This is a genomic window from Streptococcus sp. 20925_1_24 (assembly GCF_041432335.1).
Taxonomy (GTDB): Bacteria; Bacillota; Bacilli; order Lactobacillales; family Streptococcaceae; genus Streptococcus; species Streptococcus mitis_BM.
This window is the reverse complement of the sequence record NZ_JAPVZM010000003.1, coordinates 20,192-45,620: the sequence shown is the minus strand read 5'-3', so window position 1 is coordinate 45,620 and position 25,429 is coordinate 20,192. Positions and strand designations below refer to the sequence as shown.

The 25,429-nt window shown below is 41.4% G+C and carries 25 protein-coding genes; 23 read left to right on the top strand and 2 right to left on the bottom strand.

The annotated features are described in order from the left end of the window. Window positions 1-240: 240 nt before the first annotated feature. The 15 genes from O3650_RS02555 to whiA all read left to right on the top strand — a co-directional run bounded on the left by O3650_RS02555 (window position 241) and on the right by whiA (window position 12,654). On the top strand, window positions 241-999 hold the full coding sequence (locus tag O3650_RS02555; RefSeq protein ID WP_153192202.1) for a class I SAM-dependent methyltransferase: 759 nt from the start codon (window positions 241-243) through the stop codon (window positions 997-999). A gap of 86 nt (window positions 1,000-1,085) precedes the next feature. Continuing rightward, window positions 1,086-1,598, top strand: a complete 513-nt coding sequence (locus O3650_RS02550) for an adenine phosphoribosyltransferase (RefSeq protein WP_001049318.1) — start codon at window positions 1,086-1,088, stop codon at window positions 1,596-1,598. 378 nt (window positions 1,599-1,976) lie between these two features. After that, complete coding sequence (metA, locus tag O3650_RS02545; RefSeq protein WP_084930455.1) at window positions 1,977-2,921, top strand: homoserine O-succinyltransferase; 945 nt, start codon at window positions 1,977-1,979, stop codon at window positions 2,919-2,921. Window positions 2,922-2,929: 8 nt separating this feature from the next. After that, entirely contained in the window at window positions 2,930-3,607 is a 678-nt protein-coding gene (locus O3650_RS02540; RefSeq protein ID WP_060805865.1) for a DnaD domain-containing protein, read from the top strand. A gap of 97 nt (window positions 3,608-3,704) precedes the next feature. Beyond that, window positions 3,705-4,463: a triose-phosphate isomerase gene (tpiA, locus tag O3650_RS02535; RefSeq protein ID WP_203176046.1), complete on the top strand. Its 759-nt coding sequence runs from the start codon at window positions 3,705-3,707 to the stop codon at window positions 4,461-4,463. A 33-nt stretch (window positions 4,464-4,496) separates the two neighbouring features. Next, the gene (gene lytC / locus O3650_RS02530) at window positions 4,497-6,011 is read left to right on the top strand and encodes a GH25 family lysozyme (protein WP_203176050.1); all 1,515 of its coding nucleotides are present in this window, start codon (window positions 4,497-4,499) and stop codon (window positions 6,009-6,011) included. Window positions 6,012-6,248: 237 nt separating this feature from the next. Beyond that, window positions 6,249-6,767, top strand: coding sequence for a DNA starvation/stationary phase protection protein (locus O3650_RS02525; protein WP_042750433.1), 519 nt, complete (start codon window positions 6,249-6,251; stop codon window positions 6,765-6,767). 130 nt (window positions 6,768-6,897) lie between these two features. Further along, entirely contained in the window at window positions 6,898-7,404 is a 507-nt protein-coding gene (locus O3650_RS02520; RefSeq protein WP_203176051.1) for a dihydrofolate reductase, read from the top strand. After that, window positions 7,404-7,574 (top strand): hypothetical protein, encoded by a 171-nt coding sequence (locus tag O3650_RS02515; RefSeq protein WP_000442260.1) that lies wholly within the window; start codon window positions 7,404-7,406, stop codon window positions 7,572-7,574. The genes O3650_RS02520 and O3650_RS02515 overlap by 1 nt, the downstream gene beginning before the upstream one ends. Before the next feature lie 36 nt (window positions 7,575-7,610). After that, a complete protein-coding gene (gene clpX / locus O3650_RS02510) occupies window positions 7,611-8,843 on the top strand; it encodes an ATP-dependent Clp protease ATP-binding subunit ClpX (protein ID WP_025169664.1) in 1,233 nt (410 codons plus the stop codon). Between the two features lie 8 nt (window positions 8,844-8,851). Beyond that, window positions 8,852-9,439 (top strand): ribosome biogenesis GTP-binding protein YihA/YsxC, encoded by a 588-nt coding sequence (gene yihA, locus O3650_RS02505; RefSeq protein ID WP_000422605.1) that lies wholly within the window; start codon window positions 8,852-8,854, stop codon window positions 9,437-9,439. A 10-nt stretch (window positions 9,440-9,449) separates the two neighbouring features. Next, window positions 9,450-9,830, top strand: coding sequence for a RidA family protein (locus O3650_RS02500; protein ID WP_001140420.1), 381 nt, complete (start codon window positions 9,450-9,452; stop codon window positions 9,828-9,830). Between the two features lie 51 nt (window positions 9,831-9,881). Further along, entirely contained in the window at window positions 9,882-10,772 is an 891-nt protein-coding gene (gene rapZ / locus O3650_RS02495; RefSeq protein ID WP_023943686.1) for an RNase adapter RapZ, read from the top strand. Further along, the gene (locus O3650_RS02490; RefSeq protein ID WP_001231075.1) at window positions 10,769-11,746 is read left to right on the top strand and encodes a YvcK family protein; all 978 of its coding nucleotides are present in this window, start codon (window positions 10,769-10,771) and stop codon (window positions 11,744-11,746) included. The genes rapZ and O3650_RS02490 overlap by 4 nt, the downstream gene beginning before the upstream one ends. Then, window positions 11,743-12,654: a DNA-binding protein WhiA gene (gene whiA, locus O3650_RS02485; protein WP_049521492.1), complete on the top strand. Its 912-nt coding sequence runs from the start codon at window positions 11,743-11,745 to the stop codon at window positions 12,652-12,654. The genes O3650_RS02490 and whiA overlap by 4 nt, the downstream gene beginning before the upstream one ends. A 1,628-nt stretch (window positions 12,655-14,282) precedes the next feature. Here whiA and O3650_RS02480 read toward each other — a convergent pair. Then, window positions 14,283-15,251 carry an NAD(P)/FAD-dependent oxidoreductase gene (locus O3650_RS02480; protein WP_153192187.1) on the bottom strand — a complete coding sequence of 323 codons (969 nt, stop codon included), beginning with the start codon at window positions 15,249-15,251 and terminating at the stop codon, window positions 14,283-14,285. Between the two features lie 252 nt (window positions 15,252-15,503). Here O3650_RS02480 and cdaA point away from each other — a divergent pair, with 252 nt between their 5' ends. The 8 genes from cdaA to O3650_RS02440 all read left to right on the top strand — a co-directional run bounded on the left by cdaA (window position 15,504) and on the right by O3650_RS02440 (window position 24,005). Beyond that, window positions 15,504-16,361 (top strand): diadenylate cyclase CdaA, encoded by an 858-nt coding sequence (gene cdaA, locus O3650_RS02475; RefSeq protein ID WP_153192185.1) that lies wholly within the window; start codon window positions 15,504-15,506, stop codon window positions 16,359-16,361. Further along, a complete protein-coding gene (locus O3650_RS02470) occupies window positions 16,348-17,112 on the top strand; it encodes a YbbR-like domain-containing protein (RefSeq protein WP_153192183.1) in 765 nt (254 codons plus the stop codon). Before cdaA ends, O3650_RS02470 begins: the two co-directional genes overlap by 14 nt. Before the next feature lie 24 nt (window positions 17,113-17,136). After that, window positions 17,137-18,489 carry a phosphoglucosamine mutase gene (gene glmM, locus O3650_RS02465; RefSeq protein ID WP_153192181.1) on the top strand — a complete coding sequence of 451 codons (1,353 nt, stop codon included), beginning with the start codon at window positions 17,137-17,139 and terminating at the stop codon, window positions 18,487-18,489. 72 nt (window positions 18,490-18,561) lie between these two features. Then, entirely contained in the window at window positions 18,562-18,936 is a 375-nt protein-coding gene (locus tag O3650_RS02460; protein ID WP_001050087.1) for a DUF1149 family protein, read from the top strand. Between the two features lies 1 nt (window position 18,937). Next, window positions 18,938-19,786: a DegV family protein gene (locus tag O3650_RS02455; RefSeq protein ID WP_033680549.1), complete on the top strand. Its 849-nt coding sequence runs from the start codon at window positions 18,938-18,940 to the stop codon at window positions 19,784-19,786. Between the two features lie 387 nt (window positions 19,787-20,173). Next, window positions 20,174-20,941: a 4-hydroxy-tetrahydrodipicolinate reductase gene (gene dapB / locus O3650_RS02450; RefSeq protein ID WP_261083277.1), complete on the top strand. Its 768-nt coding sequence runs from the start codon at window positions 20,174-20,176 to the stop codon at window positions 20,939-20,941. Then, a complete protein-coding gene (locus O3650_RS02445) occupies window positions 20,938-22,137 on the top strand; it encodes a CCA tRNA nucleotidyltransferase (protein ID WP_371491513.1) in 1,200 nt (399 codons plus the stop codon). The genes dapB and O3650_RS02445 overlap by 4 nt, the downstream gene beginning before the upstream one ends. Next, complete coding sequence (locus O3650_RS02440) at window positions 22,134-24,005, top strand: ABC-F family ATP-binding cassette domain-containing protein (RefSeq protein ID WP_261083278.1); 1,872 nt, start codon at window positions 22,134-22,136, stop codon at window positions 24,003-24,005. Before O3650_RS02445 ends, O3650_RS02440 begins: the two co-directional genes overlap by 4 nt. Window positions 24,006-24,042: 37 nt before the next feature. Here the strand turns inward: O3650_RS02440 and mntE are convergent, their stop codons facing one another. Continuing rightward, the gene (mntE, locus tag O3650_RS02435; RefSeq protein WP_153192171.1) at window positions 24,043-25,227 is read right to left on the bottom strand and encodes a CDF family manganese efflux transporter MntE; all 1,185 of its coding nucleotides are present in this window, start codon (window positions 25,225-25,227) and stop codon (window positions 24,043-24,045) included. Window positions 25,228-25,429: the final 202 nt, after the last annotated feature.

Sequence of the window (25,429 nt, the reverse complement as noted above, 5' to 3'; positions counted from 1 at the left end):
AGAAAGGTGGAGGTTCGTAGAGCGGATGAAGAAGAGAGCAATTCCAAAGTACAAAAATAGTCGTAACCTGAATGTGTAAATGATGGAAGGAGTTGAATTCGAACTAGAGAGTTGATTAATAGATTTATGCTATAGTCATGGTGGTTTGTATGCTTTTGATTCTAGTTTATCAAATAATAGATTAGAATTGTCAGATAATATCATTTTATGTTATAATGAAGAAAAAACAGAGGTGTTCAAATGTCAGAAGCAGGTCATAAGTTTTTAGCAAAATTAGGGAAAAAACGCTTACGTCCAGGTGGAAAACGTGCTACAGATTGGTTAATTGAGGAAGGAGGATTTTCAAAAGAAAAGAGAATACTAGAAGTTGCGTGCAATAGGGGAACTACAGCAATTGAGTTGGCACAGCGTTTTGGTTGTAAGATAACTGCTGTTGATATGGATGCTCAAGCTTTAGAAGTGGCTAAAAAATCTGCTGAAACGGCAGGTGTTGCTCATTTAATCAGTTTTGAAAGAGCTAATGCAATGAAACTTCCTTATGAAGATGCTAGTTTTGATATTGTTATAAATGAAGCTATGCTGACTATGCAAGCCGATCAAGCTAAGAAAAAATGTGTAATGGAATATTTAAGGGTTTTAAAACCTGAGGGTCTTCTCTTGACACATGATGTGCTTCTTAAGGAAGCTAAAGAGTCTGTCAGACAGGAATTGTCGCAAGCAATTCATGTGAATGTAGGTCCTTTAACTCAAGATGGTTGGGAAGAGCTGATGATAGAATCAGGTTATTGTGATGTGAAAGTATTGACTGGTGAAATGACATTAATGAAATTATCGGGTATGATTTATGACGAAGGTTGGCTAGGAACCTTGAAAATTTGTGTAAATGCTTGTAAAAAGGAGAATAGAAAGCAGTTTTTAACTATGTATAAAATGTTTGATAAGAATAAAAAGAACTTGGGCTTTATTGCTATGGCTAGTCATAAATCGTCAAATCGTTAGATAATTATTGATGTTAACTTTTCCTTTTTTCTTTCTTAAAAAATATGCTATAATAGAGAGTAAAAAACTTTGAAAGAAAGAAAAAGATGAATTTAAAAGATTACATTGCAACAATTGAAAATTATCCAAAGGAAGGGATTACCTTCCGTGATATCAGTCCTTTGATGGCTGATGGGAATGCTTATAGCTACGCTGTTCGTGAAATCGTTCAGTATGCGACTGACAAGAAAATTGACATGATTGTAGGTCCTGAGGCTCGTGGATTTATCGTGGGCTGTCCAGTTGCCTTTGAGTTGGGAATTGGTTTTGCACCTGTTCGTAAACCAGGTAAATTGCCACGTGAAGTTATTTCTGCTGACTATGAAAAAGAGTACGGTGTTGATACCTTGACTATGCATGCTGACGCTATTAAGCCAGGTCAACGTGTTCTTATCGTAGATGACCTCTTGGCAACAGGTGGAACTGTTAAGGCAACTATCGAGATGATTGAAAAACTTGGTGGTGTTGTAGCAGGTTGTGCCTTCCTTGTTGAATTGGATGAATTGAACGGTCGTGAAAAAATCGGTGACTACGATTACAAGGTTCTTATGCATTATTAATGAAAAACAGTCCCTAGGGCTGTTTTCTCTACATTAGGATATAAAAATAGACTATAGCTAGTTAGAGAAAAACTATAATTGAAAACTATATCTTCTTGCAGTATAATAAAAGGACTAAGTGTTTGAGATTTAGTTTCATACTCAATGAAAATCAAAGAGCAAACTAGGAAACTAGCCGCAGGTTGCTCAAAGCACTGCTTTGAGGTTGTAGATAAGACTGACGAAGTCAGCTCAAAACACTGTTTTGAGGTTGTGGATAGAACTGACGAAGTCAGTAACATATCTACGGCAAGGCAACGTTGACGCGGTTTGAAGAGATTTTCGAAGAGTTTCAAACATATGCAATTATTCCTGAAAGAATACAGTTAGGAGAGGGTTATGCCGATTCGAATTGATAAAAAATTACCAGCTGTTGAGATTTTACGGACAGAGAACATCTTTGTCATGGATGATCAACGTGCTGCCCACCAAGATATCCGCCCTTTGAAGATTTTAATTTTAAATCTCATGCCACAAAAAATGGTCACAGAGACCCAGTTGTTACGCCATTTGGCTAATACACCCCTGCAACTGGATATAGATTTTCTCTATATGGAGAGCCATCGTTCTAAAACAACTCGTTCAGAGCACATGGAGACCTTCTATAAAACTTTTCCAGAGGTTAAGGATGAGTATTTTGATGGCATGATTATCACGGGTGCTCCAGTTGAGCATTTACCATTTGAGGAAGTGGACTATTGGGAGGAATTCAGTCAGGTAATCGAGTGGTCCAAGACCCATGTCTATTCGACCCTTCATATCTGTTGGGGGGCTCAGGCTGGTCTTTATCTGCGTTATGGAGTGGAAAAATACCAGATGGACAGTAAGTTATCGGGTATCTATCCTCAGGACACCCTAAAAGAGGGTCACCTTCTCTTTAGAGGCTTTGACGATAGCTACGTAGCTCCTCATTCTCGGCATACGGAGATTTCTAAGGAAGAGATTCTGAATAAGACCAATCTCGAAATTTTATCAGAAGGACCTCAGGTTGGGGTTTCGATTTTGGCCAGTCGGGATTTACGAGAAATTTATAGTTTTGGGCATTTGGAGTATGATCGTGATACCCTGGCAAAAGAGTATTTCCGAGATCGTAATGCAGGTTTGGATCCTCATATTCCAGAAAATTACTTTAAGGATGATGATGTCAACCAGACACCTTGTCTTTGTTGGTCTTCATCAGCAGCCCTCTTTTTCAGTAACTGGGTAAACTATGCTGTCTATCAGGAGACGCCTTTTGACTGGAGAAAGATAGAAGATGATGCATCTGCATATGGGTATTTATAAGAGGAATTATGACATATTTAGACGCTTTTAAATCAGGGAACTTGGTTTTACCGAGTGCCCTGCTCTTGCATTTTAAGGAACTCTTTCCTTCAAGCGATGATTTTTTAGTCTGGCAATTTTTCTATTTGCAAAATACGACAGGTTTGGAAGAAATGTCGCCAAGTCAGATTGCTGAAAGGATTGGCAAGGAAATTTCGGATGTCAACCAGTCCATTTCCAACTTGACAGAGAGGGGACTGCTCCAGTATCGTACTATCGAATTAAATGGCGAAATTGAATTGCTCTTTGATGCTAGTTTGGCTTTGGAACGTTTAGATAACTTGCTTGGAGCTCCTACTTCGAGTTCAGACCAGTTGACACCTCAAAACCAGCTCAAGGATTTGGTAGAAACCTTTCAACAGGAGTTGGGACGTTTGTTGACGCCTTTTGAAATTGAGGATTTGACCAAGACCCTAAAAGAAGATGGGACCAGTGCTGACTTGATTAAGGAAGCTCTTCGTGAAGCTGTTTTGAATGGAAAACCAAACTGGAAGTACATTCAGGCGATTTTGAGAAATTGGCGCCATGAAGGAATCAAGAGTGTGGCTCAAATTGAGGCTAAGCGGGCAGAAAGAGAAGCAAGCAATCCTCAGATGACACAGGTATCGGCAGATTTCAGAAATGCCATGGATCTCTGGAAGGATTAATCCGTGTAAGCAGGCTTGAAATCCGAGTAAGATTTGCAAGCTGTGTCTAATTGTGATAAAATAAATAGAAAATAAATTGAAAAAAGAGGTATGTGAAATGTCACGTAAACCATTTATCGCTGGTAACTGGAAAATGAACAAAAATCCAGAAGAAGCTAAAGAATTCGTTGAAGCAGTTGCGTCAAAACTTCCTTCATCAGATCTTGTTGAAGCAGGTATCGCTGCTCCAGCTCTTGATTTGACAACTGTTCTTGCTGCTGCAAAAGGTTCAAACCTTAAAGTTGCTGCTCAAAACTGCTACTTTGAAAATTCAGGTGCTTTCACTGGTGAAACTAGCCCACAAGTTTTGAAAGAAATCGGTACTGACTACGTTGTTATCGGTCACTCAGAACGCCGTGACTACTTCCATGAAACTGACGAAGATATCAACAAAAAAGCAAAAGCAATCTTTGCAAACGGCATGCTTCCAATCATCTGTTGTGGTGAATCACTTGAAACTTATGAAGCTGGTAAAGCTGCTGAATTCGTAGGTGCTCAAGTATCTGCTGCATTGGCTGGTTTGACAGCTGAACAAGTTGCTGCATCAGTTATCGCTTACGAGCCAATCTGGGCTATCGGTACTGGTAAATCAGCTTCACAAGACGATGCACAAAAAATGTGTAAAGTTGTTCGTGACGTTGTAGCTGCTGACTTTGGTCAAGAAGTGGCAGACAAAGTTCGTGTTCAATACGGTGGTTCTGTTAAACCTGAAAACGTTGCTTCATACATGGCTTGCCCAGACGTTGACGGTGCCCTTGTTGGTGGTGCGTCACTTGAAGCAGAAAGCTTCTTGACTTTGCTTGACTTTGTAAAATAATCAGTAGCAAAAGCTAGGTGGAACAGCATTCAGATGTCTGTTCCATTTTTTATAGGAGAGGAAAGATTGAAAACAAAGATTGGAAAAATTGGATTAGCGAGTATCTTTTTACTAGGCTTGGCAGTTAGTCATGTAGCTGCAAATGAAACTGAAGTAGCAAAAACTTCGCAGGATGCAACGACAGTTTCAAGTAGTTCAGAGCAAAATCAGTCTTCTAACAAAACTCAAACGAGCGCAGGAGTAAAGATCAATGCTTCTGCCCACTGGGAGGGGGATTATTATGTAAAGGCTGATGGTTCCAAAGCCAAGAGTGAGTGGATTTTTGATAACTACTATAAGGCTTGGTTTTATATTAAGTCAGACGGTCGTTATGCTCAAAATGAGTGGCAGGGCAATTACTACCTAAAATCAGGTGGCTATATGGCTAAGAATGAATGGGTTTATGATAACGCCTATAAGAATTGGTTTTACCTGAAGTCCGATGGTTCTTATGCTAACCAGGAATGGCATTCTGTTGGAGGTAAATGGTACTATTTTAAAAAATGGGGCTATTTAGCTAAAAGTCAATGGCAAGGAAGTTATTTCCTAAATGGTCAAGGTGCTATGATGCAAAATGAATGGCTCTATGATCCAGCCTTTTCGTCTTATTTCTATCTCAAGTCCGATGGTTCTTATGCAAATCAAGAGTGGCAAAAGGTAGACGGCAAGTGGTACTATTTCAAGAAGTGGGGTTACATGGCTAAAGATGAGTGGCAGGGTAACTATTATTTGACAGGAAGTGGTGCTATGGCTACTGGCGAATTAGTCATGGATGATGCTCGCTATATTTTTTCTGACTCAGGTGAGTTAAAAGAAAAGAAAGACTTGAATGTTGGCTGGGTTCACCGAAATGGCAGACGTTATTTCTTTAACCATCGTGAAGAACAAGTTGGGACTGATCAAGTTAAAAAAGTTATCGATGTCAGTGAGCACAATGGTCGGATCAGTGATTGGAAAAAAGTCATCGATGATAATGGCGTTGATGGAGTCATTGTTCGTTTGGGCTATAGTGGAACTGAGGACAAGGAATTGGCTCATAATATTAAGGAGTTAAACCGTCTTGGAATTCCTTACGGTGTTTACCTTTATACTTATGCTGAAAATGAGACCGATGCTGAGAATGATGCTAATCAAACCATTGAACTCTTGAAAAAATACAAGATGAACTTGTCTTACCCTATCTACTACGATGTTGAGAACTGGGAATATGGCAATAAGACCAAGAGAGCTCCAAGTGATACTGGAACCTGGGTCAAGATTATCAACAAGTATATGGCAACAATGAAACAGGCTGGTTATCAAAATGTGAAAGTTTATAGCTACCGTCAACTTTTGCAAACTCGTTTGAATCATCCTGATATTTTGCAACATGTTAACTGGGTAGCAGCCTATACGGATGCGCTTGATTGGACAAATCCTCATTATTCAGGTGAAAAAGGATGGCAATATACCTCATCTGAATACTTAAAAGGAATTCGTGGTCGTGTTGACGTCAGCGTTTGGTATTAAGATATAAGTTTGAGAAAGGAGTGTGCAAGAAAATTGCATCCTCTTTTTCTTTATTTTATCTCTGTTAAGAGAGTTTGAAAGGGACTGGGTTTCATTCTAAAAAATTCTTAAATTATCAGTCTATTGCAACTTTTCTCATGTGAGTCATTTGGCTTGCTATTGGTTTTACTTAGTAGTATACTAAGGTAGTAATCATTAAGAAGTGATTACAAATAATAATGAATGAGGTAAAATAAAATGGTAGAATTGAAAAAAGAAGCAGTAAAAGATGTAACATCATTAACAAAAGCAGCGCCAGTAGCATTGGCAAAAACAAAGGAAGTCTTGAACCAAGCTGTTGCTGATTTGTACGTAGCTCATGTGGCTTTGCACCAAGTACACTGGTATATGCGTGGTCGTGGTTTCCTTGTATGGCATCCAAAAATGGATGAGTACATGGATGCTCTTGACGGTCAATTGGATGAAATCAGCGAACGTTTGATTACACTTGGTGGTAGCCCATTCTCTACTTTGACAGAATTCCTTCAAAACAGTGAAATCGAAGAAGAAGCTGGTGAATACCGTAATGTTGAAGAAAGCTTGGAACGTGTTCTTGCTATCTACCGTTACTTGTCAGAACTTTTCCAAAAAGGTTTGGATGTCACTGATGAAGAAGGTGACGATGTGACAAACGGTATCTTCTCAGACGCTAAAACTGAAACTGATAAAACAATCTGGATGCTTGCCGCAGAGCTTGGACAAGCACCTGGTTTGTAAGAAATAGAATAATCATATAAAAATCTGTAGGATTCCTCTTACGGATTTTTTATATTCTGTAAGCTATTCCAAACCAGTCTTTTTTTGAGTTTTTTGATAAAATAGTACTATCAGTGAAAAGGATGGAAGCATGACTAAGAAAATCGTAGCTATTTGGGCCCAGGATGAAGAGGGTGTGATTGGTAAGAACAATCGTCTGCCTTGGCATTTGCCAGCAGAACTGCAACACTTCAAAGAAACAACTCTGAATCATGCTATCTTGATGGGGCGCGTGACCTTTGATGGGATGGGGCGTCGCTTGCTTCCAAAACGGGAGACCTTGATTTTGACACGTAACCCGGAAGAAAAGATAGATGGGGTTATTACTTTTCAGGATGTCCAGTCTGTTCTCGACTGGTATCAGGGCCAAGACAAGAATCTCTATATTATCGGTGGGAAGCAGATTTTTCAGGCTTTTGAACCCTATTTGGATGAAGTAATTGTCACTCAAATCCATGCTCGGGTGGAGGGAGATACCTATTTCCCTGAGGAGTTTGACTTATCTCTTTTTGAGACAGTTTCAAGCAAATCCTATACCAAGGATGAGAAAAATCCTTATGATTTTACCATCCAATACCGCAAGAGAAAGGAAGTCTAATGGAACGTAGTATATTTGGTTTTTTCACAGCCATGCTGTGTTTGGTCTGCTTGCTTGCTGGAGCACAGGCTTTTCGTAAAAAGCGTTATGGACTTTCTGTCCTGCTCTGGTTAAATGCCTTTACCAATTTGGTCAATAGTATCCATGCTTTTTACATGACCTTATTTTAGATAGAATGACAGTATAGAATAGAACGGAAGGAAATCATGCCTACAACTAGGAATAATGATATGATGGTTTATTGCTCATTTTGTGGCAAAAGCCAAGAAGAAGTACAAAAAATAATCGCTGGGAACAACGCCTTTATTTGTAATGAATGTGTGGAGTTAGCCCAGGAAATCATTCGGGAGGAGTTGGCTGAGGAAGTCTTGGCAGACTTGTCAGAAGTTCCAAAACCAATTGAACTCCTCCATATCTTGAACCACTATGTAATCGGTCAAGATCGTGCCAAACGGGCTTTAGCAGTAGCAGTATACAACCACTACAAACGCATCAATTTCCACGATACGCGTGAAGAGTCGGAAGATGTAGATTTGCAGAAGTCAAACATCTTGATGATTGGTCCAACTGGTTCAGGGAAAACTTTCCTTGCCCAGACCTTGGCTAAGAGCTTGAATGTACCTTTTGCGATTGCGGATGCGACAGCTCTTACCGAGGCTGGTTATGTGGGTGAGGACGTGGAAAATATCCTCCTCAAACTCCTGCAGGCCGCTGACTTTAACATTGAGCGCGCAGAGCGTGGCATTATCTATGTGGATGAAATTGACAAGATTGCCAAGAAGAGTGAGAACGTGTCTATCACACGTGATGTTTCTGGTGAAGGGGTGCAACAAGCCCTTCTCAAGATTATTGAGGGAACAGTTGCAAGCGTGCCGCCTCAAGGTGGACGCAAACATCCGCAACAAGAGATGATTCAAGTGGATACCAAAAATATCCTCTTCATCGTGGGTGGTGCTTTTGATGGTATTGAAGAAATTGTCAAACAACGTCTGGGTGAAAAAGTCATCGGATTTGGTCAAAACAATAAGGCGATTGACGAAAACAGCTCTTACATGCAAGAAATCATCGCAGAAGATATTCAAAAATTTGGCATTATCCCTGAGTTGATTGGACGCTTGCCTGTCTTTGCAGCTCTTGAGCAATTGACAGTGGATGACTTGGTTCGTATCTTGAAAGAGCCAAGAAATGCCTTGGTAAAACAATACCAAACCTTGCTTTCTTATGATGATGTCGAGTTGGAATTTGACGACGAAGCCCTTCAAGAGATTGCAAATAAGGCCATCGAACGCAAAACTGGTGCGCGTGGTCTTCGCTCCATCATCGAAGAAACCATGCTAGATGTCATGTTTGAAGTACCGAGTCAGGAAAATGTGAAATTGGTCCGCATCACAAAAGAAGCTGTCGATGGAACGGATAAACCAATCCTAGAAACAGCCTAGAGGTGACTATGGAACTTAATACACATAATGCTGAAATCTTGCTCAGTGCGGCTAACAAGTCCCACTACCCACAGGATGAACTGCCAGAGATCGCTCTTGCAGGGCGTTCAAATGTTGGTAAATCCAGCTTTATCAATACCATGCTGAACCGTAAGAATCTGGCTCGTACGTCAGGGAAACCTGGGAAAACCCAGCTTCTCAACTTCTTTAACATTGACGACAAGATGCGCTTTGTGGATGTTCCTGGTTATGGTTATGCTCGCGTTTCCAAAAAAGAGCGTGAAAAGTGGGGGCGCATGATTGAGGAATATCTGACAACTAGGGAAAATCTCCGTGCGGTTGTTAGTTTGGTGGATCTCCGCCATGACCCGTCAGCAGATGATGTGCAGATGTACGAATTTCTCAAGTATTATGAGATTCCGGTTATCATTGTGGCGACCAAGGCGGACAAGATTCCTCGTGGTAAATGGAACAAGCACGAATCAGCAATCAAAAAGAAATTAAACTTTGACCCAAGTGACGACTTCATCCTCTTTTCATCTGTCAGCAAGGCAGGGATGGATGAGGCTTGGGATGCAATCTTAGAAAAATTGTGAGGAAAAGAAAATGGCAAAAACAATTCATACAGACAAAGCTCCAAAGGCTATCGGGCCTTATGTTCAAGGAAAAATCGTTGGCAACCTTTTGTTTGCTAGTGGTCAAGTTCCTCTCTCTCCTGAAACTGGGGAAATCGTTGGAGAAACGATCCAAGAACAGACAGAACAAGTCTTGAAAAACATCGGTGCTATTTTGGCAGAGGCAGGAACTGACTTTGACCATGTGGTCAAAACAACTTGCTTCTTGAGCGATATGAACGACTTCGTTCCTTTTAACGAGGTTTACCAAACGGCCTTTAAAGAGGAATTTCCAGCTCGTTCAGCAGTAGAGGTAGCTCGTCTTCCTCGTGATGTAAAAGTCGAAATTGAAGTCATCGCAGAGATTGGATAAGCTAGTTGAAGTTTGGTGTTGCCAAACTTCTTTTGATATAAGGAGAAAAAGATGACAAAGAAACAACTTCACTTGGTGATTGTAACAGGGATGAGTGGCGCAGGGAAAACAGTTGCCATTCAGTCCTTCGAAGATTTGGGTTATTTTACTATTGACAATATGCCGCCAGCTCTCTTGCCTAAGTTTTTGCAGTTGGTAGAAACAAAGGAAGATGACCATAAGTTGGCTTTGGTAGTAGATATGCGTAGCCGTTCTTTCTTTTCAGAGATTCAAGCTGTTTTGGATGAGTTGGAAAACAAGGAAGAACTGGACTTTAAAATTCTCTTTTTGGATGCAGCTGATAAGGAATTGGTCGCTCGTTACAAGGAAACCAGACGAAGTCACCCTCTAGCAGCAGACGGTCGTATTTTAGATGGAATTAAGCTGGAACGTGAACTCTTGGCACCTTTGAAAAATATGAGTCAAAATGTGGTGGATACGACAGAACTTACTCCTCGTGAGCTGCGCAAAACCCTTGCAGAGCAGTTTTCAGATCAGGAACAAGCCCAGTCTTTCCGTATCGAAGTCATGTCTTTTGGCTTTAAATATGGAATTCCGATTGATGCAGACTTGGTTTTTGATGTCCGTTTCTTGCCAAATCCCTACTATCTACCAGAACTGCGTAATCAAACAGGTGTGGATGAACCTGTTTATGATTATGTCATGAATCATCCTGAGTCAGAAGACTTTTATCAACATTTATTGGCCTTGATTGAGCCAATTTTGCCAAGTTACCAAAAGGAAGGTAAGTCCGTTTTGACCATTGCCATGGGTTGTACAGGTGGACAACACCGTAGTGTGGCTTTTGCTAAACGCTTGGCGCAGGACTTATCCAAGACTTGGCCTGTTAATGAAGGGCATCGCGACAAAGACCGAAGAAAGGAAACGGTAAACCGTTCATGAGAAAACCAAAGATAACGGTGATTGGTGGAGGTACTGGGATTCCTGTCATTCTAAAAAGTCTGCGGGAAAAAGATGTGGAAATCGCAGCTATCGTAACGGTGGCGGATGATGGTGGTTCATCAGGTGAACTCCGAAAAAATATGCAACAATTGACACCGCCAGGTGATCTTCGTAATGTCCTTGTGGCCATGTCGGATATGCCTAAGTTTTATGAGAAAGTCTTTCAGTATCGCTTTTCTGAGGATGCCGGAGCCTTTGCTGGCCATCCATTGGGCAATCTCATTATTGCAGGTCTGTCAGAAATGCAGGGTTCGACCTACAATGCCATGCAGTTGCTGAGCAAATTTTTCCATACCACTGGGAAGATTTATCCTTCCAGTGACCATCCCTTGACCCTTCATGCAGTCTTTCAGGATGGGACAGAGGTGGCTGGAGAGAGCCATATTGCAGACCATCCAGGCATGATTGACCATGTCTATGTGACCAATACCCTCAACGATGATACGCCTCTGGCTAGCCGTCGAGTAGTCCAGACCATTCTTGAAAGTGACATGATTGTCCTCGGACCTGGTTCTCTCTTTACCTCTATTTTGCCCAATATCGTGATTAAGGAAATCGGGCAGGCGCTTTTGGAAACCAAGGCAGAAATCGCCTATGTCTGCAATATTATGACCCAACGTGGGGAGACAGAACACTTTACAGATAGTGACCATGTGGAAGTCTTGCATCGTCACCTTGGCCGACCTTTTATCGACACTGTCTTGGTGAATATCGAAAAAGTGCCTCAGGAATACATGAATTCCAACCGGTTTGATGAATACTTGGTGCAGGTGGAACATGATTTTGCTGGTCTTTGTAAGCAGGTTCCGCGCGTGATTTCATCCAACTTCCTTCGTCTGGAAAATGGGGGTGCCTTTCACGATGGGGATTTGATCGTGGATGAGTTGATGCGGATCATACAGGTGAGAAAATGAGTTTCACAGTAGCAGTAAAAGAAGAAATCTTAGGTCAACACCATCTGAGTCGGCATGAATTATCTGCCATTATCAAGATGTCTGGTAGTATCGGTCTCTCGACTTCGGGTTTGACCTTGTCTGTCGTGACAGAAAATGCCAAACTGGCTCGTCACCTCTATGAGTCTTTTCTCCATTTCTATGAAATCAAATCAGAAATTCGTCACCACCAACGGAGCAATCTTCGCAAGAATCGGGTCTATACCGTTTTTACAGATGAAAAGGTGCAGGACTTGCTGAGTGATTTGCACTTGGCAGACTCTTTCTTTGGCCTGGAAACAGGTATTGATGAGGAGATTTTATCAGATGAGGAAGCGGGTCGTGCTTATCTCTGTGGTGCTTTCTTGGCAAATGGGAGCATTCGTGACCCTGAGTCAGGCAAGTACCAGTTGGAAATCAGTTCTGTTTATCTAGACCATGCGCAAGGGATTGCCTCCCTTCTTCAGCAGTTTTTACTGGATGCCAAGGTACTTGAGCGCAAGAAGGGAGCTGTTACCTATCTCCAGCGAGCCGAAGATATTATGGACTTTCTTATAGTAATCGGAGCCATGAAGGCGCGTGATGATTTTGAGAGAGTAAAGATTTTGCGGGAAACTCGTAATGACCTCAATCGGGCCAATAATGCCGAGACAGCTAATATTGCTCGGACAGTCTCTGCCAGCATGAAGACCATCAACAATATCAGCAAAATCAAAGATATTATGGGCTTAGAAAATCTGCCAGTGGATTTGCAGGAAGTAGCGCAATTGCGGATTCAGCACCCAGACTACTCTATCCAGCAGTTGGCAGATAGCCTCAGCACCCCTCTGACCAAAAGTGGTGTCAACCACAGACTCAGAAAGATAAATAAATTAGCCGATGAATTATAAAGACATAAAACACCTCTTTCTTGACAATTGAACAGAACATGTGAGATAATAAATAAGAATTGAGAAGTTCTAGCATTTTAGTGCTAAAACAGAAATCCCCTCGGTACTGCAATACCAAGGGGATTTTTTCTGGGTTAGATAGCACTAACCAGGAAAGTTACTTGTCGAAGTGATCGTCTAACCAACGAGTCACCATCCATGAGATGATACTCTCGATGACTGCGATAAGTACTATTTTGAGAAGTTCTGGCATCTGTAATACCTCCTTTTCCAAGGAGTATCGTTAGTGCCATCGTTATGATATCACATGCTTTATCAATTTGATAGGACATTTTTGCTTTTTGAAAAAGAAGGGGAAAGGCAAAAAGCAATGTCATTAAGTTAAGAAATTTAGCTCTTTAAAATCAAAAACGCATAATATCAGATATTGAAAACCGTGATACTATGCGTTTTATTGTGAGAAAATTTATTTCATTTTCTCCTGAAATTGAGTTTTTACCCAGTCTCTAATGAGTTATTTCCAAGTGACCAGTTCGCTCCAAACGCTAACATTCGATATAGTAGAGGTTTCACCAGCTGGAACCCATTTGTTGGTGCCTAAGTATCTAACTTCTAGTTTACGAACGTTTACTGTGTAAGATGCTTTTAGTCTAATATAACCATAAGTGTAGGGTGGTACGTTATGGGAGACTGAGTGATTTAAACTAAGTCCAGCTCCAGACTCCGGAGCAGAAAAGCTAACACCTGCACCTACAGTCAGAGTAGCTCCAGCTTTTCCACCATAGTACAGGACCTGATGTGGTGCTTTTCTTGTAAGAGTGAGAGTATTTAGTTCTATAGTCTGCAACACCAGTTGCATTAGAACGAGTCTGATACGTAGATTTAGACTCTAAATAGGCGTCTCTAAGTTCAGTTGTATAAAATGACAATAACTCTCCTGTGTTGATATCTTTTACAATACGATTAGATACAATTTCATAATTTGTACCAGGATAGACATCAGCAAAAACCGTAGATGTTGTGACTAAGAATAATAGACTTGATAGTAGAGAGAAAAACAATAGTTTCAGTTTAATCATAACAAATTTCCTTTCTTCATGAGTAAAAGATTATTTTTTCAATCCTTTGAAAGTTATAATGCAACCCGAAATAATACTGAGAGTTCCTACAGGTCTCCAATATAGTTGCCAAAAGAATAAATTTATTCTTTCTTTCAGTGTCGCATAGGGTTCGGCATAATAGGGGTTGATGTGAAATAATAAAAAACCAAAACATAAAACTATGATTCCAGTTAAGAATAAAATGTCCTTATTTACTTTCCTCATAAAACCTCCTTTTATTTTATTTAAAGCGCTTTCTATTATTAGTATACGTCAAAAAAAGAAAAAAACAAGTCTATTTATTTATTTTTTTATATGGTATAATAGAATAGTTGGAGAGTTTTTATATAGCTTTAAAAGGCTGATATGAATACTTTGTATAATCTAATGATTCTTCAAAAAATTTCTTATTCAAACAAGAGCAAAGAGAAGGTGGGCTGCATATCAGAAGTTAGATGTATTTCTGTCTAACTTTTGAGGTGTAGTTCATTTTAAAACCACGAATCCTATGTGACTCGTGGTTCTTTTTTATAAACTGGTTGAGTGTTTTGGCTGCACTTTTTGCTCAGGGTCAATGTAGTTGATGGCATTGTTGACAGCGGTTGGAGCTTCTCCGAGGCCTGTCGCAATCAAGTCAATTTTTCCGTCATAGTAGCAGCAGTCACCGATAGCATAGATACCTGCTTGGCTGGATTCTTGCTTGCTGTTGACGATAATCTTGTGACGGTTGAGGTCCAGACCCCAGTTTTTAAGGTTACCGACAGAAGATTTGAAACCATAGTTGACAAAAAGGTGGTCTAGGTCAATCGTTTCGGTTTCATCAGATTTAACTTTTGTGATTTCAAGTTTATCAAGCGTTTTTCCATCTCCAAGGAGTTGGCTAGGGATGAATGGTGTCTTGATGGTCACAGATGATTCCTGTAAGGCTTGGACACTGTGTTCCAAGGCGCGGAAATTATCTCTGCGGTGAACAAGGGTAGTTGGTGCAATTTTTTCAAAAGCTAAAGCCCAATCCACAGCCGAGTCTCCTCCACCAAGAATCGTCACTTTCTTACCAGCATATTGCTGGATGTTGGAAACGTGGTAGTGGATATTTTCATAGCCTTCAACGCCTTCTAGTTCCAGAGGACGTGGTTTGAAGGCACCGCCACCCATAGCGATGATAACAGTTTTAGACAGGTGACTTCCTTTAGAAGTTGTGATGACAAATCCTTCTTCTTGTTTTTCAATCTCAAGAACTGTTTCATTGAGATGAATAGGGGTATCAAATCCGTTTAGTTGTTCAATCAAGCGGTTGATCAATTCTTCTCCAGTCAGATTTGGGAAACCTGGTACGTCTAAAATTTCCTTTTCAGGATAGAGAATAGCAGGTTGTCCACCTAGTTGGGGAAGAGAGTCGATGATTTGGACTTTGGCTTGGCGTAGGTGGGCATAGAAGGCTGCAAAAAGCCCGACAGGACCACCACCTACAATGGTAATATCATAGAGTTGAGACATGGTTTCTCCTTTGTTTTTTCTAGTCATACTCTTAGAAAATCTCTTCAAACCACGTCAGCTCTATCTGCAACCTCAAAACAGTGTTTTGAGCAACCTGCGGCTAGCTTCCTAGTTTGCTCTTTGATTTTCATTGAGTATCAGTTTATTTTATCATATTTTTTCTTTAATTTAAAATGAAGTAGGATAGGGAAAAAAATGCCAGAAAAATGGTATAATAGAGAGGAACGTGTTTGGACAGAGAGGAGACAGCAGATGAACTTTCAACAATTATCCAACCTGCAATATTGGACTAGCTTGTTTTCTAGTCCTTGGAGTATAGCCATCAATCTGTTTGATATTTTGATTGTGACCTATGTTTTGTATCGTTTTACAAAAGCGATAGCTGGCACCAAGATTATGATTTTGGTGCGGGGGGTCTTGATTTTTGTATTAGCCCAGGTCGTGGCCAATATCCTTGGTTTAACAACGATTTCTTGGTTGATTAATCAGATTATCACCTATGGGGTTATTGCTGCGGTTGTTATCTTCTCTCCAGAGATTCGGACTGGTTTGGAACGTTTGGGAAGGGCGACAGATTTCTTTTCTACTACTCAAATTAGTGCAGAAGAGAAAATGATTCGTGCCTTTGTTAAGTCAGTTGAATACATGAGTCCCCGTAAGATTGGTGCTTTGGTTGCCATTCAACGGGTTCGGACCTTACAAGAATACATCGCGACAGGAATTCCCTTGGATGCCAAAATTTCGGCAGAACTCCTCATCAATATTTTTATTCCCAACACTCCCCTACATGATGGTGCTGTGATTATCAGAGGAAATCGGATTGCAGTGACCTCTGCCTATCTGCCCTTGACAGAAAGCACAGGGATTTCCAAGGAATTTGGGACCAGACACCGGGCGGCTATCGGTTTGTCAGAAGTATCCGATGCCTTGACCTTCATCGTCTCAGAGGAAACAGGTGGCATTTCTATTACCTATAACGGTGTTTTCAAGCACGACTTGACGATTGAAGAATTTGAAGCAGAACTACGTGCAATTCTTGTGCCAGCTGTTGAGGAAAAAGTCAGTTTCAAGGATCGTTTGCTAGGAGGTTGGAAATATGAGAAAAAATAGTCTATATATCATTTCATCTCTCTTTTTTGCTTGTGTCTTATTCATTTATGCAACGTCGACCAACTTTCAAAATAGCAATACCACAAGGCAGGTCAAATCAGAAACCTACACCAATACGATAACGAACGTTCCTATCGATATTCACTATGATGATGACCAGTATTTCATCAGCGGATTTGCATCAGAGGTTTCAGTTGTACTGACAGGTGCCAATCGTGTGACCTTGGCCAGTGAAATGCAAGAAAGCACACGTAAATTCAAGGTTACTGCTGACCTAACAGATGCTAGTGTTGGAACAATTGAAGTTCCTTTGAACATTGAAAATCTTCCAAGTGGATTGACCGCTGTAGCAACGCCTCAAAAGATCACAGTGAAAGTTGGGAAGAAGGTTAAGCGAGATGGGATGATTGTTGTGCCACAAGTTGACCAAAGCCAGATTGATCCCAAGCTACAACTTGATAGTGTAACCGTGTCCAATGAACGCGTTTCGGTCACGACTGACCAGGAAACATTAGCTAAGATTGACAAAGTTATTGCGCTTTTACCAACCAGCGAACGCATAACAGGTAATTACAGTGGCTCAGTACCTTTGCAGGCAATCGACCGCAATGGTGTTGTCTTACCAGTAGTTATCACTCCGTTTGATACAACAATGAAGGTGACTACAAAACCAGTAGCGCCAAGTTCAAGCACAAGCAGTTCGTCGGAGACATCTTCGTCAACGAAAGCAACTAGTTCAAAAACGAATTAAAAATAGGAAAAGGATTTTATAAAAATGGGTAAATATTTTGGGACTGATGGAGTCCGTGGAGAAGCTAACCTAGAACTAACGCCAGAATTGGCCTTTAAACTAGGACGTTTTGGAGGCTATGTTCTTAGTCAACATGAAACGGAAGCACCGAAAGTCTTTGTAGGACGTGACACACGTATTTCAGGGGAAATGCTAGAATCTGCCTTGGTGGCAGGACTCCTTTCAGTAGGGATTCACGTTTATAAACTCGGTGTTCTTGCGACGCCAGCAGTAGCTTACTTGGTAAAAACTGAGGGAGCCAGTGCAGGTGTCATGATTTCTGCTAGTCATAATCCAGCCCTTGATAATGGGATTAAGTTCTTTGGTGGTGATGGCTTCAAACTAGATGACGAAAAAGAAGCAGAAATTGAAGCCTTGCTAGATGCTGAGGAAGACACTCTTCCTCGTCCAAGTGCAGAAGGCTTGGGAACCTTGGTAGATTATCCAGAAGGCTTGCGTAAGTATGAAGGATACCTTGTTTCAACTGGAACTCCTCTTGATGGAATGAAGGTTGCCTTGGATACAGCTAATGGAGCAGCTTCTACCAGTGCCCGTCAAATCTTTGCAGACCTTGGCGCTCAATTAACTGTTATTGGGGAAACACCAGATGGTCTTAACATCAACCTTAATGTTGGTTCAACCCACCCAGAAGCCCTTCAAGAAATTGTCAAAGAAAGCGGCTCAGCTATTGGTTTGGCCTTTGACGGAGACAGTGACCGCTTGATTGCTGTTGATGAGAATGGTGATATCGTTGATGGTGACAAAATCATGTACATCATCGGAAAGTACCTTTCTGAAAAAGGACAATTGGCCCAAAATACAATTGTGACAACTGTTATGTCCAACCTTGGTTTCCACAAGGCCTTGGACCGTGAAGGCATTAACAAGGCAGTCACTGCAGTTGGCGACCGCTACGTTGTTGAAGAAATGAGAAAATCAGGCTACAACCTCGGTGGTGAACAGTCTGGTCACGTCATCTTGATGGACTACAATACAACAGGTGATGGTCAATTATCTGCTGTTCAATTGACAAAAATCATGAAGGAAACTGGTAAGAGCCTGTCAGAGTTGGCAGCAGAAGTAACCATTTACCCACAAAAATTAGTTAATATCCGAGTGGAAAATGCCATGAAGGAAAAGGCTATGGAAGTGCCAGCTATCAAGGCTATCATCGAGAAGATGGAAGCTGAAATGGCAGGGAATGGTCGTATCCTTGTTCGCCCAAGTGGAACAGAGCCCCTTTTGCGTGTTATGGCAGAAGCGCCTACAACAGAAGAAGTAGACTACTATGTTGATACCATCGCAGACGTAGTTCGAGCTGAAATCGGGATTGACTAAATCCTAGAAAACTAGATGAAAATAAAAAATTATGGTACAATAGCTTATAATATTGTACCAAGGGAGAAAGACATGAATCTTAAACGTGAACAAGAATTTGTTAGTCAGTATCATTTTGATGCGCGTAATTTTGAATGGGAAAATGAAAATGGAGCTCCTGAAACTAAGGTGGATGTGAACTTCCAATTGCTCCAACATGATCAAGAAAATCAAGTGACTTCCTTGATTGTCATCTTGACATTTATGATTGTATTTGATAAGTTTGTCATCAGTGGAACCATTTCACAGGTAAATCATATCGATGGCCGTATTGTCAATGAACCAAGTGAATTGAGCCAAGAAGAAGTGGAAACTTTGGCTCGTCCATGTTTGAATATGCTCAACCGTTTGACTTACGAAGTAACTGAAATTGCATTAGACTTACCAGGAATCAATTTGGAGTTCTAATATGAAACTAGCTGTTATCACAGATTCTTCTGCCTATCTCAGTGCAGAGACCTTGCAAAGAGAAGATTTATTTGTCTTGGATATTCCTGTCAATATTGATGGTGAGGAGTATGTCGAAGGTATCAATCTGACTGCTGAGGAATTTTACCAAAAAATGGCTCAGGCTTCTGAATTGCCTAAGACTAGTCAACCAAGTATTGCCAAGCTAGATGAAATCTTAACTTCGCTCAAAGAACAAGGCTATACTCATGCTTTGGGGCTTTTCCTATCTTCTGGAATTTCAGGTTTTTACCAAAATATCCAGTATATGATAGATGAATATGAGGGCTTAACCATTGCTTTTCCAGACACTTTGATTACAAGTGCTCCTCTGGGTATCATGGTTGAAAGCGTCTTTAATTGGCGTGACCAGGGCGATGATTTTGCCAGCATTCAGGATAAGCTAGCCATTCAAATCAGCCGTACGTCAGCCTTTATCATGGTAGATGATTTGGATCATTTGGTGAAAGGTGGGCGCCTTTCAAATGGGGCTGCCATTTTAGGCAATTTGCTTAGCATTAAGCCAATCCTTTATTTCAACGACCAAGGTGTGATTGAAGTTTACGAAAAAGTTCGTACTGAAAAGAAAGCAACCAAACGCTTAATTGAAATTATCAAGGAAACAACGGCTTCAGGCCAATATCGGGTCATTGTCATTCATGGGAATGCTCCTGAAAAGGCTGAGGAATTGCGTCAGCACTTGCTTGAATCTGGAGTGGGTACGGATATTTCACTAGCTACATTTGGTAGTGTCATTGGGACACACCTAGGATCAGGAAGCATTGCTCTGGGTTATATTCCAGTGATTTAGTTGGCGCTTCTAGACTAGTTAAGATGCCTTGTATCTTAGCAATTGAACACGGACTACCTGCCTCATGAAAAAAGATGCCTGTCTTGCCTTTTGTGGAAAGTCAGCGTCATTCCCTATTTTCTTGTGCAGCTAACGTCCTTTGTATCTTGATAATTGAACACGCCTGGAACCCTGTGTGAAAAAGATAGTTCTTCCAAGGAGTAGACACTTCTTGATCAAAACTCCTATTTTCACTTTGTGTTCCTACAGGTTTTGTATCTTAGCAATTGAACACGGACTACCTGCCTCATGAAAAAAGATGCCTGTCTGGCCTTTCGTCTAAAGTCAGCGCCATTCCCTATTTTTCATGGGCAGCCAACGTCCTTTGTATCTTAGACAGGAGTAGAGATGAGTATTCGAGTAATTATTGCTGGTTTTAAGGGAAAGATGGGCCAAGCTGCTTGTCAGATGGTCTTGGCTGATCCAGACTTGGACTTGGTAGCAGTTTTGGATCCTTTTGAGTCTGAATCAGAATGGCAGGGTATTCCTGTTTTCAAGGATAAGGTTGATTTGGTCGGTTTTGAAGCAGATGTCTGGGTAGACTTTACTACTCCAACTGTTGCCTATGAAAATACACGTTTTGCTCTTGAAAATGGCTTTGCTCCAGTAGTTGGAACAACAGGTTTCACGAGTGAAGAAATTGCAGAGCTAAAAGCATTTTCTCGTGCTCAAGATTTGGGTGGCTTGATCGCTCCTAACTTTGCCTTGGGTGCTGTTTTACTCATGCAATTTGCAAGGCAGGCTGCTAAATATTTCCCAAATGTGGAGATTATCGAGCTCCATCATGACAAGAAAAAGGATGCTCCGAGTGGAACAGCTATTAAAACAGCTGAGTTAATGGCAGAAGTTCGAGAGTCTATTCAGCAAGGTGCAGCAGATGAGGAAGAATTGATTACTGGTGCCCGTGGTGCTGACTTTGATGGCATGCGCATCCACTCAGTTCGTTTGCCAGGCTTAGTAGCCCATCAGGAAGTCATCTTTGGCAATCAAGGAGAAGGATTGACCCTCCGTCATGACTCCTATGATCGCAGCTCCTTCATGACAGGGGTCAATTTGGGAATTAAAGAAGTTGTCAAGCGTCATGAGCTTGTCTATGGATTAGAACACTTATTATGAGATTAACGCAAATGCCTTCTGAATTTCAGAAGGCTTTACCAGTATTAGAAAAAATTAAAGAAGCAGGTTTTGAAGCCTATTTTGTTGGGGGATCTGTTCGAGATGCCCTCCTCAATCGTCCCATCCACGATGTGGATATTGCGACGTCTTCTTATCCAGAAGAAACCAAGCAGATTTTTCTGCGAACAGCCGATATCGGAATCGAGCATGGAACTGTCTTGGTCTTAGATGGGGATGAGGAGTATGAGGTAACCACCTTTCGGACAGAAGATGTCTATGTGGACTATCGCAGACCCAGTGCGGTTTCTTTTGTTCGCTCGCTAGAAGAAGACCTCAAACGCCGTGATTTCACAGTCAACGCCTTTGCCTTGGACGAGACAGGGGAAATCATTGACTTGTTCCATGGGTTAGAAGATTTAGAAAATCAAGTTTTGCGAGCGGTTGGTGTAGCTAGTGAGCGTTTCAACGAAGATGCTCTACGGATTATGCGTGGTTTCCGTTTTCAGGCCAGTCTTGGCTTTGAACTTGAGCCAGAAACCTTTAAAGCTATGAAGACCTTGACGCCACTTTTGGAGAAAATTTCTGTGGAGCGTACCTTTGTCGAGTTTGATAAACTCTTGCTGGCTCCGTTTTGGAGAAGGGGCTTGGCTTCCATGATTGAGAGTCAAGCTTATGATTATCTCCCTGATATGGAATCTAGCCAGGACAAGCTCAATAGACTGTTTGATTTGGAGACTGATTTTATCTTTGAATCCTCTGAACAAGCTTGGTCGGCTCTACTGTCGGCTTTGGAGATTGAAAATGCGCAGCCATTTTTGAAAGCTTGGAAGACCTCACGTCAGTTTGCCAAGCAAGTTCAGGATTTGCTGACTATTTTGGCCTTGCGTGAAAAGGGAGAGTTGAGCAAGCGCGATTGTTATCGCTTTGACTTGGATTTACTTTTACAGGCTGAAAATCTTCGTCAGGCCCAAGGAAAAGAAGTCAACCCACAAGCCATCACAGAAACCTATCAGAGTTTGACCATTCATGACAAGAAAGAAATCCAAATTAACGGTGGTATTTTGATCAAGGAATATGGCTATCAGCCGGGCCCAGACTTGGGAGAGATTTTAACAGAGATTGAATATGCCATTGTCGATGGAGAATTGGAAAATGACCGTCAAGCCATCCATGCTTACTTGAGGGAGAAAAAATGAGTGATTTTATCGTTGAAAAACTAAGTAAATCCGTCGGTGATAAGACCGTTTTTAAGGATATTTCCTTTATCATCCATGATCTAGATAGAATTGGTTTGATTGGTGTCAATGGGACTGGCAAGACCACCCTTTTGGATGTTCTTTCTGGTATTTCTGGCTTTGATGGGGATGTCAGTCCTTTTTCAGCTAAGAATGATTACCAGATTGGTTACTTGACCCAAGATCCTGATTTTGATGATAACAAGACGGTCTTGGATACGGTTCTTTCCAGCGACCTCAAGGAAATCCAGCTCATTCGTGAATATGAGTTGATCATGCTCAACTACAGTGAGGACAAGCAGGCTCGTTTGGAACGGGTCATGGCTGAAATGGACTCTCTCCAAGCTTGGGAAATTGAGAGTCAGGTCAAGACGGTTCTCAGCAAGCTGGGGATTCAGGACTTATCTACTCCTGTTGGGGAATTGTCAGGTGGCCTAAGAAGACGGGTCCAGTTGGCGCAAGTCTTACTTGGCAACCATGACCTTTTGCTTTTGGATGAGCCGACCAACCATCTGGACATTGCGACTATTGAGTGGCTGACCCTCTTTTTGAAAAATTCTAAGAAGACAGTTCTCTTTATCACTCACGACCGTTATTTCCTAGACGCTTTGTCAACTCGGATTTTCGAATTGGATCGTGCAGGCTTGACCGAATATCAGGGCAATTATCAGGACTATGTTCGCCTAAAGGCGGAACAGGATGAGCGTGACGCAGCTCTTCTCCACAAAAAAGAACAACTTTATAAGCAGGAATTGGTCTGGATGCGCAGACAACCGCAGGCGCGTGCGACCAAGCAGCAGGCTCGTATCAATCGTTTCCACGATTTGAAGAAAGAAGTTTCAGGCAGTAGTGCTGAGACAGACTTGACCATGAACTTTGAAACCAGTCGGATTGGTAAGAAAGTCATCGAGTTTCAAGATGTTTCCTTTGCCTATGAAAACAAGCCTATTTTGCAAGATTTTAATCTCTTGGTGCAGGCCAAAGATCGTATTGGAATTGTTGGGGATAATGGTGTTGGAAAATCAACCCTACTCAACCTGATTGCAGGCAGTCTTGAGCCGACAGCAGGTCAAGTTGTGATAGGGGAAACTGTTCGCATCGCCTATTTCTCTCAGCAAATTAAGGATTTGGATGAAAGCAAGCGTGTGATCAATTACCTGCAAGAAGTGGCAGAAGAAGTCAAGACCAGCGGTGGTTCTACAACTTCCATTGCAGAATTGCTAGAGCAGTTCCTTTTCCCACGCTCGACGCATGGAACCTTGATTGAGAAATTGTCTGGGGGAGAGAAAAAACGTCTTTATCTCCTCAAATTGCTCTTGGAAAAACCAAATGTTCTTCTCTTGGATGAGCCGACCAATGATTTGGACATTGCAACCTTGACAGTTTTGGAGAATTTCTTGCAAGGCTTTGCTGGTCCAGTTTTGACTGTTAGTCACGACCGCTATTTCTTGGATAAGGTGGCGACCAAGATTCTGGCTTTTGAGGATGGCAAGATTCGTCCTTTCTTTGGTCATTACACTGATTACCTTGATGAAAAAGTCTTTGAAACAGAGATGGCCAATCAAGTGCAAAAAGCCGAAAAGGAAAAAGTCGTCAAGGTTCGAGAAGACAAGAAACGCATGACCTACCAAGAAAAGCAGGAGTGGGCAAGCATTGAAGGCGATATTGAATCCTTGGAAAACCGTATCGCTGCTATTGAAGAGGAGATGCAGGCCAACGGCTCTGACTTTGGCAAACTGGCTACTCTTCAGAAAGAGCTAGATGAGAAAAACGAAGCACTCCTTGAAAAATACGAACGCTATGAGTATCTAAGTGACTTTGATAGCTAGAAGAATAGAAAAATCCCGTCTCATGGACAGGATTTCTCTATTCTTTTTTGGTCTCTTGATGAAAGATATTTTGCCAAGTTTCGTGGCGACGCCAGATACTGGTGTGGATGATACCATCTAACTCATAGCTGATGAGTTTGGTCTTTTGACTGATAGAAGTGATTTGAATATCCTTGATAGCAGAATTCAAGTCTTTTTCGGCTTTATAGGCCTCTTTATCCATCTGTTCTCCATTTTGGCGAATATAAACAAAATCGTCAGCTAAGAGTTCTTCCAGTTGATTTCCTTGGTCAATCAACTGTTCACGCATAAGCAATTTTTTATAGACATTGTCTAAAACTTCATCTTCAGGGATAGGTGCTGGCTCGATATGGACATCGGTATCAAAGACTCCAAAACGTTCCTCCAGCATAGACTCGACCTGATCCGCAATTTCATGGCTTTCAAAAACAGACAAGTCAGGATTCATTTCTAGTGTAATATCAAGGTAGATGTTGCTACCGTAGGTGCGACCTCTTTGCGACTTAACCTTGCTGATCTTGGGAATTTCCATGATAGCCTTTTGGTAGTCCTCGAGCAGACGGTCGTCAAAGCCATCCGAAAGGCTAAAGGAAGACTCGATGAAGATATCATAGGCAGTTTTCAAGATAAAGAAAGTGATGATGATAGCGACCAGTTTATCCACAATGGGATAATTGAAACTGCTGGCCAGGATGGCAATGCTAGTACCAAGTGAGGTAACAGCGTCAGAAAGATTGTCCTTAGCAGCTACCTTCAGTGCCTTGGAGTTGGATTTCTTACTGAGGCCAGTATTGTAGAGATAAACTAGAAACATAATCGCTGCAGAAATGATTCCTAGAGTTGCACCAAGAGGATCAATGACCGTTTCTTCACGACTGAGAATCTTCTGAATGGTATCCCTCAGCACATCAAAGCCAACATAGAACATGATGATGGAAGTGATTAAGCTAGCCAAATCTTCAATCTTCCAGTGGCCAAAACGGTGGTCTCGGTCAGCAGGCTGGCGCGCCATTCGAATCCCGATCAGAAGAGCAACATTTCCAATGATGTCCGATACGTTGTTAAAACCATCTGCCACCAAACTGGATGAATGGAGGAGGTGCCCAGTTGCTAATTTGGCTGCAGACAAGATCAAATAGGTTGAAATGCTGATAATGGCTCCACGCTCAGCTAACTTGAGATTTGAGATAGATTGCTTCATTCAACTTCCTTTCTAGTCACATAGCATTCTACCATTATACTGGTTTTCAAGAGAAAATTCAAATGAGTCAGTTTTTACTCTTTGAAAACTTTTCAAAATTTGGTATAATAGAACTACTCAAGGGAGTAGCTGGCAGAAACCTGTGATAGTGTCGTCATTCCGAATTTTATACTGAAAAGTATGCTTTCCGGCACTATCTTAA